This is a genomic window from Rhodopila globiformis (assembly GCF_002937115.1).
Lineage (GTDB): Bacteria > Pseudomonadota > Alphaproteobacteria > Acetobacterales > Acetobacteraceae > Rhodopila > Rhodopila globiformis.
Map to the genome: position 1 here is coordinate 118412 of NZ_NHRY01000260.1, position 13334 is coordinate 131745.

Annotated in this window: 12 protein-coding genes; 4 read left to right on the top strand and 8 right to left on the bottom strand. The window is 67.8% G+C overall.

What is annotated here, in order from left to right:
- Positions 1 to 44 precede the first annotated feature (44 nt).
- Positions 45 to 1955 (bottom strand): potassium transporter Kup, encoded by a 1911-nt coding sequence (locus CCS01_RS28155; RefSeq protein WP_104522089.1) that lies wholly within the window; start codon positions 1953 to 1955, stop codon positions 45 to 47.
- Between the two features lie 191 nt (positions 1956 to 2146).
- Complete coding sequence (locus CCS01_RS28160) at positions 2147 to 4171, bottom strand: thioredoxin domain-containing protein (protein WP_104522090.1); 2025 nt, start codon at positions 4169 to 4171, stop codon at positions 2147 to 2149.
- Between the two features lie 138 nt (positions 4172 to 4309).
- Here CCS01_RS28160 and CCS01_RS28165 point away from each other — a divergent pair, with 138 nt between their 5' ends.
- On the top strand, positions 4310 to 4669 hold the full coding sequence (locus CCS01_RS28165) for a YraN family protein (protein WP_239992432.1): 360 nt from the start codon (positions 4310 to 4312) through the stop codon (positions 4667 to 4669).
- Between the two features lie 470 nt (positions 4670 to 5139).
- On the opposite strand, the gene CCS01_RS28170 is transcribed toward CCS01_RS28165, so the two are convergent.
- The 5 genes from CCS01_RS28170 to CCS01_RS34470 all read right to left on the bottom strand — a co-directional run bounded on the left by CCS01_RS28170 (position 5140) and on the right by CCS01_RS34470 (position 10509).
- Positions 5140 to 5916 (bottom strand): DUF3108 domain-containing protein, encoded by a 777-nt coding sequence (locus tag CCS01_RS28170; protein WP_158258651.1) that lies wholly within the window; start codon positions 5914 to 5916, stop codon positions 5140 to 5142.
- Positions 5917 to 5999: 83 nt separating this feature from the next.
- Entirely contained in the window at positions 6000 to 6863 is an 864-nt protein-coding gene (gene motA / locus CCS01_RS28175) for a flagellar motor stator protein MotA (protein ID WP_104522093.1), read from the bottom strand.
- Positions 6864 to 6885: 22 nt separating this feature from the next.
- On the bottom strand, positions 6886 to 8013 hold the full coding sequence (locus CCS01_RS28180) for a flagellar motor protein MotB (protein WP_104522094.1): 1128 nt from the start codon (positions 8011 to 8013) through the stop codon (positions 6886 to 6888).
- Positions 8014 to 8628: 615 nt separating this feature from the next.
- Positions 8629 to 9717, bottom strand: a complete 1089-nt coding sequence (locus CCS01_RS28185; RefSeq protein WP_104522095.1) for a Zn-dependent alcohol dehydrogenase — start codon at positions 9715 to 9717, stop codon at positions 8629 to 8631.
- Positions 9718 to 9966: 249 nt separating this feature from the next.
- Complete coding sequence (locus CCS01_RS34470; RefSeq protein ID WP_193540175.1) at positions 9967 to 10509, bottom strand: hypothetical protein; 543 nt, start codon at positions 10507 to 10509, stop codon at positions 9967 to 9969.
- Positions 10510 to 10806: 297 nt separating this feature from the next.
- On the opposite strand from CCS01_RS34470, the gene CCS01_RS34020 reads away from it, so the two are divergent.
- A complete protein-coding gene (locus tag CCS01_RS34020) occupies positions 10807 to 10950 on the top strand; it encodes a hypothetical protein (protein ID WP_158258652.1) in 144 nt (47 codons plus the stop codon).
- Between the two features lie 174 nt (positions 10951 to 11124).
- Here CCS01_RS34020 and CCS01_RS28195 read toward each other — a convergent pair whose 3' ends face one another.
- A complete protein-coding gene (locus CCS01_RS28195; protein ID WP_146102002.1) occupies positions 11125 to 11667 on the bottom strand; it encodes a hypothetical protein in 543 nt (180 codons plus the stop codon).
- A gap of 180 nt (positions 11668 to 11847) precedes the next feature.
- Here CCS01_RS28195 and CCS01_RS35800 point away from each other — a divergent pair, with 180 nt between their 5' ends.
- Complete coding sequence (locus CCS01_RS35800; RefSeq protein WP_275112977.1) at positions 11848 to 11976, top strand: hypothetical protein; 129 nt, start codon at positions 11848 to 11850, stop codon at positions 11974 to 11976.
- Between the two features lie 82 nt (positions 11977 to 12058).
- Entirely contained in the window at positions 12059 to 13312 is a 1254-nt protein-coding gene (locus tag CCS01_RS28200; protein WP_104522097.1) for an LLM class flavin-dependent oxidoreductase, read from the top strand.
- Positions 13313 to 13334 lie beyond the last annotated feature (22 nt).

Genomic DNA, 13334 nt, shown 5'->3' on the forward strand with positions numbered 1-13334 from the left:
CGGGGAGACGACCTCGCGCCGCTGCCGACCGCCTTGTCCCGCCCTTACAGCGCGATCTGCTGCCCGACCTCCAGGAAGCGCTCCGCTGGCAGGTCGAAACGATCCGGCGCCCGCACTGCGTTGCGGTACATCACCGCGAACAGCATCCGCCGCCATCCCGGCAGCCGCGGCCGATCGGCCTTGCGCACCACCTCGTCCTGCGCGGCGAAATACACGGCGTCGTCAAGCTTGAGCGGGCAGCCTTGCTCCCGCGCGCAGGCCAGCGCCGCCGCGAGATTTGGTATCTCGACGAAACCGAACCGCACGGTGACATGCCAGAAATCGTCGCCGAGCCGCTTTATCTCGGCCCGCTGCGACAGCGGAACGCGCGGATATTCCTCGAACCGCACGGTCAACGTGACCACGATTTCCTGCAACGCCTTGATCTGGGCGACATGCCTGACCAGCACCGGGGGTACCACGTTGTCGCTGCGGCTGAGGAACACGGCCGTACCGGGCACGCGTGCGATCCTGCCCGTCTTCAGGTCCGCCAGGAATGCCGCTGCCGACTCGGGCTGATTCACCGGCGAGCGATGCACCGCCTCCATGCCGCGCCGCCACGTGGTCATGACGAGGAACAGCAGCCCGCCAAACAGCAGCGGAATCCAGCCGCCCTCGCGCAGCTTCAGCAGGTTGGCGCCGAAGAAGGCCAGGTCGATCGCCAGGAACACGCCGCTGAGCAGCAGCGCCAGCGGCGCCGGCCAGCGCCAGACGTCGCGCATCGCATTGAACAGCAGGGCCGTGGTCAGCAGCATGGTGGTGGAGACGGCGGTGCCGTACGCCCCGGCAAGCCGTTCGGAGCTGCCGAACGTGAAGGCGAGGGCCAGGGTGCAGACCATCATGGTCCAGTTCACCACCGGCACGTAGATCTGGCCGTACTCCTGATCCGAGGTCTGGCGGATGTTCAGCCCGGGAAACCAGCCGAGCTGCATCGCCTGCCGGGTCAGCGAAAACACCCCGGTGATGATCGCCTGGCTGGCGATGATCGTCGCGCCGGTCGCCAGCACCACCAGTGGCACGACCGCCCAGACGGGGGCCAGCCGGAAGAACGGATTGCCCTGCAGGCCGGGGTCCGCCAGCAGCAGCGCGGTCTGGCCGGCGTAGCACAGCAGCAGCGCCGGCAGCACGATCCCGTACCACGACGCCCGGATCGGCTTCCGCCCGATGTGGCCCATGTCGGCATACAGCGCCTCGCCGCCGGTGATCGCCAGGAACACGCCGCCCAGGACGATGAAGCTGTGCCAGCCATGCGCGACCATCACCTGGATCGCCAGCCGTGGGTCGAGTGCCCGGGCCACCTCCGGATGGCGCAGCACGCTGAGCAGGCCGAGCGCGCCGATGACCACGAACCACAGCAGCATGACCGGGCCGAAGACGCGGCCGATGCTGGCCGTCCCACGCACCTGGCCGCTGAACAACAGCAGCAGGACCACCAGAGCAGCCGGCAGCACGTAGGGCTTCAGCGCGCCGGTCGCCACGCTGACGCCCTCCAGCGCGCTCAGCACCGAGATCGCCGGCGTGATGATCCCGTCGCCGTAGATCAGCGCCGCGCCGAACAGGCCTGCGGGCACCAGCACCACCGCCGCCCGCCCGGCCGATCGGCTGACCAGGGCCATCAGCGCCAGGATGCCGCCTTCGCCGTGGTTGTCGGCCCGCATGACGAAGATGCTGTACTTGATGGAAACCGTGATGATCAGCGCCCAGACGACCAGCGACAGCAACCCGAGCGCATCCGCGGCGGACGGACGGCCGCCAACGGAGCCGACGATCGTCTGGTAGGTGTAGAGCGGGCTGGTGCCCAGGTCGCCATAGACGATCCCCAGCGCCGCCAGCCCGCCCGCCACCGTCACCGGCCGATCGGCCGGTGACGTCTGGGGAGGCGCCTGAGTCGGGCCGGGGGCGGCAGGACGGTCCATGCTGGTGTGGCCTTTGCTTGATGGGGGGCTACGTGATGGGCGGCACGAATGGTACACCCGTCATGGCGGCCGAAGGGACGGCCATCCGCACCTTGCCACGTTGATGCAGACGCAGGCTTGGATGCGGGTCCTGCCCCCGGCATGACGATGAGAGGCCGGTGCCAACGTATCGGAACTTCAGGCACCAGATATCAGGCGCGACGGGCCAGAGCCTGCCGCAGCGCCTTGGAATCATCAACCGGCAACCCGCACACGCTACGACGGCAGACATACGCAACCGATCCGGTTGCGCCAGCCGTCTTGCCGTGGGCGGGATGCCCTGCCGGCAGGCTGCCCGGCTCGGCTGCCCGCGTCACCACGACGGCCGGATCAGGCGCCTGCAAGGCGGCGCTGGCCAGCGCGCCGGACGGCGGATCGCCCGCGACCACGACGCACGCGGCTTCCTCCAGCAGGTCCGCCGCGGCCAGCAGCGTCGGCATACCGGCAAGCTGGTCCGGCTGGCCGGAGAACGCGGTCATCACCGCCTCGGCGACCGAGCGCCAGGCGGGATCGCCGATCAGGTGGTACAGGCGCGCGAAGACCTCCGCCATCATGCCGTTTCCCGCCGGAGTCACGTCGTCGGCAGCGGTACGCGGACGGATCAGGGGCACGTCGGCGGCATCGGCGGCGGTGGTGTAGTAGCCGCCGTGCCCGTCAGCGAAGCTGTTCTGCGCCGCCTCGACCAGGCTCAGCGCATCCGCCAGGTAGGCGCGGTCGCCGGTTGCCTCGTGCAGCGCCAGCGCGGCGCGGGCCATGGCGGCCTGGTCGTCGATCATCCCGGCGGCGGTGACGCGCCCCAGCCGCCAGGCGTGGGCGACGCCGCCGTGGGGGGCGCGCATGGTGGCCAGGATGAAAGCGAAGGCTTCGCGCGCCCGCTCCAGCCAGGCGGGCTGCGCGAACACCGCGGCGGCGTGGGCCAGGGCGGCGATGGCCAAGCCGTTCCAGTCCGCCAGCACCTTGTCGTCCCAGCCGGGGCGGACCCGCTTTTCGCGCGCCTGGAACAGGATGGCACGGGCCTGTGCCAAGGCTGCCTCCTCCGCCGGCGTCCCACGCGGGGTGACGCGGCGGAGGATCGTATGGCCCTCCCAGTTGCCGCCTTGCGTCACGTCATAGGCGCGCTTGAACGCCGCGGCCCCGGCGCCGAGCAGGGCGTCCACCTCGGCCCGGGTCCAGACGTAGAAGCGGCCTTCCTCGCCCTCGCTGTCGGCGTCTTCCGAGGCGGCGAAGGCGGCCTTGCCGTCGATCCGCTGCGCCGTCATGTCGCGCAGCATCCAGCCGACGGTTTCGGCCGCGCGTTCGGCGTACAGCGGGTCGGGCCGGTGGGCGTGGGCCAGTGCCAGCAGGTCGAGGATCTGGGCGTTGTCGTACAGCATCTTCTCGAAATGCGGCACCAGCCAGACCGCGTCGGTGGAATAGCGGGCGTAGCCGCCGCCGAGGTGGTCGTAGATGCCGCCCTGCGACATCCGCTGCAGCATCAGGTGCAGCGCATCCTGCCCGGCCGGGTCGCCGGTGCGGAAGGCATTCTGCCACAGGAAGCGGAATATCGGCGGGTTGGGGAACTTCGGGGCGCCGCGCAGGCCGCCCTGCTCGGGATCGGTCATCCGCAGATAGGCCTGCGCCACGGCGTCGAGCTGCGCCGGACCGGGCAACGCACCGATGGACGCCGTCGCCTGGCGGGCGAGGACGTCCTTCAGGGCTTGCGAGTTCTGCGTCACCGCGTCGGCGCCAGCATGGAATGCGTCAGCGACGCCCTGCAGCACCTGGCGGAACGAGGGTCGGCCCCAGCGCGGCTCGGGCGGGAAGTAGGTGCCGCCCCAGAACGGCGTGCCGTCGGGGGTGGCGAACATGGTCAGCGGCCAGCCGCCCTGCTCGCCCATGGCGTGCAGCGCGGCCATGTAGATGCGGTCGATGTCCGGGCGTTCCTCGCGGTCGATCTTGATGCTGACGAACAGGGCGTTCATCAGCGCCGCTGTTTCCGGGTCCTCGAACGATTCGTGCGCCATCACGTGGCACCAGTGGCAGGCGGCATAACCGATGGAGACCAGCAGCGGCTTGTTGGCCGCCTTCGCCTCATCCAGCGCCGCCTGGCCCCAGGGGCGCCAGTGCACCGGGTTGCCGGCATGCTGCAGGAGGTAGGGCGAGGTTTCCTGCTTCAGCAGGTTTTCCGCTGCGGCCATGGTGGAGTCCTTGGTTGCTGCCTGCGGTACATAAGGCGTTGCCGGGCAGATCACAGGCCGCCGGCGTGGTGGCGGATTCACCAAATGTTAAGCCTCTGCGGCCATCATCAGCCAATGCCGATCGGCCGCCGGAGAGATGTGACTGCCTATGCCAGCGGCCTGGCCGCCGAGGAGATCGCATGCGCGGCGCTGCGGGACGACGGCTGGACCATCCTGGCCCGGCGTGTCCGCACCAAGGCCGGCGAGGTCGACGCCGTGGCGGAAAAGGCCGGCATCCTTGCGATCATAGAAGTGAAGTCCCGCCCCACCCTGGCCGAGGCCGCGGTGGCGCTGGGTGTCCGGCAGCAGAACCGGCTGCTGGCAGCCTGCGAGATCATCCTGGGCGAGCATCCGGACTGGGGCGTCAATGGCGTCCGCTTCGATATCCTGCTGGTGGACGCCGCCGGCCGGGTGCGGCGGATCGCCGATGCGTTCCGGCTGGGCGACCTGCCGGGGTGAAGGCCATGCGTATCAGGATAGGGCGTCCGGCGGAGCAAGGGCTTCTCCGTATCGTCATGGCCGGGCGTGTCCCGGCCATCTGCGCTTCGACGGTGGGGGGTGGATGGCCGGGACACGCCCTACGGGATGCACAGATCTCGGAAACGGTCCGCCGCTGCGTTTCCCTTTCGTCATGGCCCGGCTTGTCCGGGCCACCTATTCCAGCACTCGTGCCGCGACAGGTGGCCCGGACAAGCCGGGCCATGACGATGGGGGAACGCTCTTGGCGCTTGGCGCCCAGGCAAGCACTTGATTTTACGGTCATTTCCCACTCGTTTCCAGGATGTGTGCATTGCGTAGGGACACGCCCGGCCATGACGGAGAGAGAATGGCCGCGGCGCCAAATCCTTCCCAGGCCGTCGTCTTATCCTGATACCCATAAGGGTGAGCCCCGGGTGTGTCGGCCTGTGCGCATCGGGCGGAAGACCGCCCTACCCGCTCCCGCGGGCGAGCGCCGCATCCCGGCTTTTCCTGACCCCGGTCAGTTCCATCGTGGCGTCGCCGAACCAGCGGGTTTCGAAACTCATGCGCACCGGTATCGGCGGCCCGCCGGCCACCACCGGCGCAAGCCAGGCCGAGCCGTGCAGCGGTTTCGCCTCACGCGCGCGATTGCCGTCGATCTTGAAGCCCGCGACCATGTGCCCGGAGAAGCTGCAATGCAGCGCGCTACCGGAGAAATCCGACCGCCGGCTGGGCGCCAGTTCCTCCTGGCCGACGGTGTGCGCCTCGATTTCGACCGCGCGCCGCCCGTCGTAGGTGCGCACCGTGGCATCACAACGGCCGGTGCTGCCGACGGAACGGATCAGCTCCATCAGCGCGCTGAGTATGTCGATCGAATTGCTTTGCAGGGTCTCCGGAACCGGCTCGCGCGGGTCGTCGTCGGTCGGCAGGAGCCGGCGCACCCTGGGTTGCCCATGCTCATAGGCGATATCGGTCAGGCGCTCCCGGCCATGCCAGGTGCCCTGGCCGACGAAATGGTTCGGCATGGGCCTCATTCCGTACCAGACGCCCTGCACCTCGTAGTACTGGTGCCCGTGGAAAAGGAACCCGGCCATGCCGGTCGTGCGATAGGCGAGGTCCATGCTGTAATCCCGCGGCCCCATGCTGACGCCGGCCTCGACATGGGCGATCTCCAGGCCGGCGGCATACGTGGCGTAGCTGGCATGGACGGCAGGCGGCGCCTGCCCCAGCGCCGCGGACGGCAACAACAGACCGATCAGGAATACGACGCCCCGCCTCATTGAATGCGACTGTATGCAGGCTTGCGACGGACGCAAGGGTCCGCGGGTCACTATATGTCGAGCGCCTGCAGGGCCTCCTCCAGTTCCTGGAAGCTGGGCATGTGTTCGTTCGGCACCATCTTGCGGCCGGATTCGACGCTGACCTGCGGCGCGTTGCCGTGCAGGTGCGTCACCAGCACGGCGCGGATGACCTCCAGGTACTTGGACTCCTCCTCCGCGATGCCCTTCATCCGGGTCGCGAACGGGCCGACGATGCCATAGGCCAGCAGCACGCCGAGGAAGGTTCCGGTCAGCGCGCCGCCGATCATCGCACCCAGGATGGCGGGGGGCTGGTCGATGTGGGACATGGTCTTGATCACGCCCAGCACCGCCGCGACGATCCCCAGCGCCGGCAGCCCGTCCGACATGGTCTGCAAGGCGTGCGACGGGTGCAATTCCTCGGCCAGGGTCTTGCGCAGTTCCCGGCCCATCACGTCCTCGATCTGGTTGGGATCGTCTGCGTTCATCCCGACCATGCGCAGATAGTCGCACATGATCGTGCTGGCGTGGTGGTTGGCGAGGATCTTGGGAAACCGCTGGAACGCCTTGCTGTCCGCGGGTTTCTCGATATGCGGCTCGAGCGCCATGGCGCCCTTGGTGCTGGCCAGCCGGACCAGGAAGTACAGCAGGCTCAGCAGCTCGATGTAGTCCGCTTTGCGGAACGCCGCGCCCTTGATCGCCTTGCTCAGCCCGCCCAGCGTGTGCTTCACGTCGTGCAGGCTGTTCGACATGATGAAACCGCTGATCGCGGCGCCGCCGATGGTCCACATCTCGAACGGCACGGCCTCGATCAGCGGCGCCATGCTGCCGCCCGAGGCCAGGTAGCTGCCGAATACGCAGATGAACAGGAAGACCAGGCCGCCGATGGTCAGCATGGCGCGGGTCCGGGGCGCGGGCCTAAGGCCCGGCCGGCTGTGTCCCTGCCGTAGCCGCCGGAGCCTCCGGTGCCGCCGCCTGCGGCATCTGGCGCAGCACGAGGATGGCGATGCGCCGGTTCGCCGCGGCCAGCGGGTCGTTGGGCAGCAGCGGCTCGCGGTCCGCCAGTCCGGTGACCGACCGTATCCGCGATTCCGGCAGCCCGTCATCCACCAGCAGGCGGCGCGTGGCGTTGGCCCGCTCGGCCGACAGTTCCCAGTTGGTCCGGTCCGGCCCCGGGAACGGGGCCGCGTCCGTGTGCCCGGCGATCGAAATCGGCTGGCTGAGCTTCAGCAGGACCGGCACGATCTTCTGCAGCAGCAGCCGTGCCCGCTCGTTCGGCGCGGACGAGCCGGTGGGGAACATCGGCAGCTTGACCTCGTCCATGATCTGGATCCGCAGCCCCTCGGGTGTCATGTCGATCGCCAGTTGCTTTGCCAGCACCGCCAGGGCGGGATCGCTGCGCACGGCATCCCTGATCTGCTGCGCCGCCTGCTCGAACGCGGCTTTCTCCAGGCGTTCCCGTTCGGCTTCCTGCTCCGCCGGCGTCTGGTAACGCCGATCGGCCGCGCCATCGGGTTGCCCAGCTGGGGAGGCGGGCTGGTCCGCAGCCTGGCGCTGGGCTGCCGACCCGGCCATCCGTGCGGCACCGTCCTCGGCGGCCAGGTCTTCGGCGGCCAGGTCTTCGGCGGCCGGCTTCTGTCCAACGCCGTCGCCGGTGTAGGACGGGTGATAGTCGGTGATCACCCGGTCGTTGCCATCCTTGGTGCGTTCCACCACGGGCTGCGCGCCCTGGACGACCTGGACGGCGCCGCGGTCCGATACCATCTCGCCCTTGTCGAAGGGGGTGTGCCCGCCGAACGGCTCGCCGGTTCCGGACGAGGCGTGCGACATCAGGTTGGCCGGGCTGAAATAGTCCGCCAGCCCCCGGCGCTGTTCCTCGGTCGTTGCGTTGAGCAGCCACATCAGCAGGAAGAACGCCATCATCGCGGTGACGAAGTCGGCGTACGCCACCTTCCAGGCGCCGCCGTGGTGGCCGCCCTCCACGATTTCCTCTCGCCTGATGACGATCCCGCTGCCGGAACCCTTCTTGTCGCGCTTGCCTGCCATGCCTGCCTCCGTCGAGCGGCAGCTATGACGGCAAAACGTTAACCAGTTCTTAACGGCGTCCCCGGAATGAGCGGCGCGAACGCTCCTGTGAAAATGTGGTTTCGCAGGCGCTGGTCGTCACCTTGCCGTCATGGCCGGGCGTATCCCCATGCGTATCAGGACAGGGCGACGGTTGGAGAAGGATTTGGCGCCCGGTCCGTTACCTCACCGTTATGGCCGGGCGTGTCCCGGCCATCCACCCCCCACCGTCGAAGCGCAGGTGGCCGGGACACACCCACATTGGCGTTAAAATAGCGTGGCGGCACGATGCTTGCCATTCCGTCATGGCCCGGCTTGTCCGGGCCACCTATTCCAGCACTGTGCCGCGACAGGTGGCCCGGACAAGCCGGGCCATGATGAGGAGGCAACAGCCAGCCCTATTTTAACGCCAATGGGGACACACCCGGCAATGACGATAAGGAGATGACCTTGCTCCGCCGGACGTCCTATCCTGATAACTATGAGGCGTGTCCCTGCGGGATGCACAGATCCCGGAAACGATTTGTCGCGGCCGTGGCCCCCACCGTCAGGGCTTGTCGGGGCCATGACGATGGGGGAACAGGCCGCTCGCCCGCGTCAGGCCACGCCGAAGTTGATCAGGTTGCGCACCGGCGTGCCGGATTTCAGCATGGCGAAGCCCTCGTTGATCTGCTCCAGGCTGATCTTCCCGGAAATCAGGTGATCCAGCTTCAGCCGCCCCTGCTGCCACATCTCCAGCAGCCGCGGCATGTCGACGCGGAAGCGGTTGCCGCCCATGCTGGTGCCCTGGATCTTCTTGTCGCGCAGGAAATCGGCGCCGTGCAGCTCGATCCTGGTGCCCAGCGGGATCATGCCGATGATCGTCGCCACCCCGCCGGGGCGCAGCATGGCGAAGGACTGCTCGGCGGTTTGCTTCAGGCCGATGGCTTCGAACGAATACGGCACCCCGCCGCCGGTCATCTCCTTGATGGTGGCGACCACGTCGACGTTCGAGGCGTTGACCGTGTCCGTCGCCCCCATCAGCTTCGCCAGGTCCAGCTTCGACGGGTTGGTGTCCACCGCGATGATCCGTGCCGCGCCGGCCAGCGCCGCGCCGTTCACCGCCGACAGGCCGATGCCGCCGCAGCCCAGGATCGCCACCGTGCTGCCCGGCTCGACCTTCGCCGCGTGGAACACCGCGCCGACGCCGGTCATGACGCCGCAGCCGACCAGGGCGGCGCGGTCGAGCGGAATCTCCGGATTGATCTTCACCACCGCGTGCTCGTGCACCACCATCTGCTCGGCGAAGACCGAGAGGTTGAACGCCTGGTGCAGCACCTCGCCCTTCCACTTCAGCCGCCGTGCGGCGCCGGGCAGCAGCTTGACCTCGGTGTTCTCGCACAGGTTGGGATGGCCGGTCATGCATTGCGGGCACTCGCCGCAGAACACCGACAGGCAGGTGATCACGTGGTCGCCGGGCTTGACGTAGGTGACGTCCTCGCCCACCGCCTCGACCACGGCCGCGCCTTCATGCCCCAGCACCGCGGGCGTGGGATAGGGATACAGGCCTTCCATGAAATGCAGGTCGGAGTGGCAGAGCCCGGCATACGCGGTGCGCAGCAGCACCTCGCGCCGCTTCGGCTTCTCGATTTCCACGTCCTCGATGGTCAGGGGCTGGTTCGGTTCGTGAAACACCGCGGCTTTCATCGATCGGCCTCCTCCGGCTTATGGTTTGGAGGAAGCCTAACCGGGTTGCTGGCGGTCGCCAATTCCCCGGGGACGGGACATCGTGACCGGCCATGCCCTGCCCGCACGCCGTACACCCGGGCATCCGGCATGGTGTGCCCACCATGACGCGGAGGCCCGGTGCGCCGGCCCCGGCGGATCAGCTGTTCCGGCCCGTCCGGCTCAGCGAAGCGACGAGCGGCGCCGACGGACGCGGCGCCGCCCGGGTGGTTACATGTTGCCGCCACCACCGCCGCCGCCGCCACCGCCGGCTGGCGCGCCACCCATCCCGCCGCCACCAGCGGGAGCGCCGCCCATTCCGCCGCCACCAGCGGGAGCGCCGCCCATTCCGCCACCAGCCGGAGCGCCGCCCATGGAACCGCCGCCCATGTCGTTCATGCTGCCACCCCCGCTGGGCGCGGTGGACATGCCGCCCGCACCCGGCACGTTGAAGTTCTGGCCCTTCTGTGCCGCCTCATAGCTCTGCTGGTTCAGGCGATCGACTTCCGCGTTCTGCGCATTCGGCCCCGTCGAGCCGCGGTTACGCGAGAAGGCGCCCTGCGAACGCGAGGTACTGCGGTGCCCACGCCAGCCCGGGTGGGATGGCGCGCTGGTCTGGCCTGTCTGGCCAGGCGTCGCCTCGGGCATTCCCTGGGTCGCGGGCGCGGCGCCAGGCGCGGCTTCCCCTGGCGTCGTGGCATTCTGGGCGAGCGCCGGCGCGGCGGCCAGCAACGCAGCCGCGCACGCCGCGGTAAGCAGACTTGCTTGTGCCATTGTCCTCTCCTTCATGTCGCACATGTCGCACGCCAGTTTATCCCGGCGATGCCAAAGATGTGGTACGGTTTGCCCTTTGCCCGGCATCACTTCCACTTGCGCTTAGGCATTTTCTGGCTCTTGCGATGCAGATCTGCACCGTCTTGCGGCGCGCCTGGCCTCATCAGTTACAGACCTCACGACTTTGGCACCATCGTTACGCAACGGCGGCTCAAAATCCTGCACCTTGAGCAAGACCCCGAAGCCCCTCCCGGCAGGACCGTCATACCCAGGCGCAGCCATGCCCAGGCACAGCCGATGCCGGGCAGCGAAGCGCTTCCTCCAAGAAAGGCCGGCCGGAGCGGCAAGGGGCCGGTGCAGGCGATGCCCGGCGGCGCCTTGCACCGCTTCGGCTTCCTGATCTCGGCGTTCTCGATCCTGGAGGGCTCGGGTGGCTCGTGAAAACCCTGGCCGCAACTGAACGGTGGCCCTTCGGACCGGTGGCGTTACTGGTTGCTGCCGGTCGGGAAGCCGGCGCCCATTCCGCTGTCGTCGTTGATTGAAGCGCCGGCATCGTACCCGCCCGGCATGTCATTCATGCTGCCAGATCCGGTCGATGCGCCGGACAGGCCATTGTCATCCATTGCCGCGGAGGATCGCGCGGAAATTCTCGCCCTGCTGCGCTGCCTCATAGCTGCGCTGGTTCAGGCGATGCACCGCCGCATCACCGCAAACCGGGCCGTTGCCGGCGCTGTTGTCGAACAGGCTGCGATCGTGGATGGCGTTGTAGCACGTGCTCAGACCCCGGGGGACGTTGTAGCTCTGGCTAGCGTTGTCGTAGCGCTGGCCGCCGATCTCGTTGGCGTAGGAGCCCGTGGTCGCGTTCTGCGTCGCCGGCGCCGCCCACTGGCCGTTGGTGCCGTAATTGTTGGCCGTGCCGGTGCTGGTCTGGGCCAACGCAGGCGCCGCGGCCAGCATGGCCGCCGCACAGGTGGCCTTCAGCAGACTTGCTTTTTTCATCGTCCTCTCCTCAAATCTTCCGCCCGCTCTTGCGCCGGGCGCCCCTTCAATCGCCGGGTCGAGGCGCGGTTTTACCCGGTCGGCCATCACTTCCAGTTGCATTCGGCGCTGTTTTTCGGTCTTGCGGCACCGGCGCGCAGAGACTATGAAGCGCGCCATGGTCCACATGCGGAAAGACTCGCGATTTTGGTACCGCCGGTATGCAACGGCGGCCTAGGATCGTGCACCCATAGCTAGACCCGAAGCCGCCTCACTACGGCGGCTTTCGTTTTTCCGAAGCATTCGTTACGAAATCCGCCGACAGGGAGGCGCCTCCGGTCAACAACCCAGGAGCAAGACATGTCGCGCAGCAGCTTCGATTTCGACGTCATCACCGGCCCGTCCTCCCCCCATCCGCGGCCGAAGCCCACGGCCAAGCCGAGCCCGGCGCAGGGAACGCAGCAACAGCCGATCGCTCCGGGAAAATGACCGCTTGATCGCGGCTCCCGCCCCACTAAGTTGCCAAGATGCTACCGACCGGTAGCCGCCGTGGGGGGAGGGAGAGCGCGCCATGAAGCTCATGTGGTTTCACCTGATGCCTTATACCGAGCTTCCGGACGATTTTAAGCAGAAGCATCCTTCGGTCTGGGTCGACATCCATTCCTCGCTGTTCGACCCGAAGCGCGCGCACCTGATGTACAACGACTTCATGGATGAGCTCGAATACGCCGCCGATTGCGGCTACGACGCGATCTGCGTCAATGAGCATCATTCCAACGGCTACGGCCTGATGCCCTCGCCCAACCTGATCGCCGCGTCGCTGGCCCGCCGCACCAGGGACGCAACGATCTGCGTGATGGGCAACTCCCTGGCGCTGTACAACCCGCCCACGCGCGTCGCCGAGGAATTCGCCATGCTCGACGTGATCTCCGGCGGGCGGCTGATCGCCGGCTTTCCGGTCGGCACGCCGATGGACGACTGTTTCGCCTACGGCACCAACCCGAGCCAGCTGCGGGCACGCTATCTTGAAGCGCACGACCTGGTGATGAAGGCGTGGCAGGAGACGGACACCTTCGCCTTCAACGGCCGCTACAACCAGCAGCGCTACGTCAACATCTGGCCACGCCCGGTGCAGCAGCCGCACCCGCCCGTGTGGATCCCGGGCGGCGGCTCGATCGAGACCTGGCAATGGTGCGCCGAAAAAGACTACGTCTACTGCTACCTCTCCTATTTCGGCCACAAAGTCGGCAAAGCAACGATGGACGGTTTCTGGGCCGAGATGGATCGTCTTGGAAAAGACCGCAATCCCTACCGCGCCGGCTTCGCCCAGACCGTCGCGGTGGCGGAAAGCCGCGACCAGGCCATGGAGATGTACCGGGATGCCGCCGAATATTTCTTCGGCCGCTGCCTGCACATCGATCCACGCTTCGCCGCGCCGCCCGGCTACTCCACTGAAGCAACGATCCGGTTCGGCCTGACCAGCCAGGTCAGCGCCGCCGCGGCCCGCTCGATGGCGCGGCCGACGGAAATCCAGGACCTTGTCGACGCCGGCTACATCCTGATTGGCACGCCGAAGCAGGTGACGGAACAGATCGTCGAACTGGCCGAGAACCTGAACGTCGGCAACCTGATGCTGCTGCTGCAGTTCGGCAACATGAACAAGGACCTGACCCGCTTCAACACCCGGATGTTCGCGGAAAAGGTCATGCCCACACTGAAGAACTTCTATGCCGAGTGGGAGCATCGGTGGTGGCCGAAGCCGATGCAGCCGGCGCAGCGGGCAATCGTTCCGGCCTTCACGCCCGCGACGCGCGCCGCCGAATAGGCGGAACCGGCGGAAGCGCGTA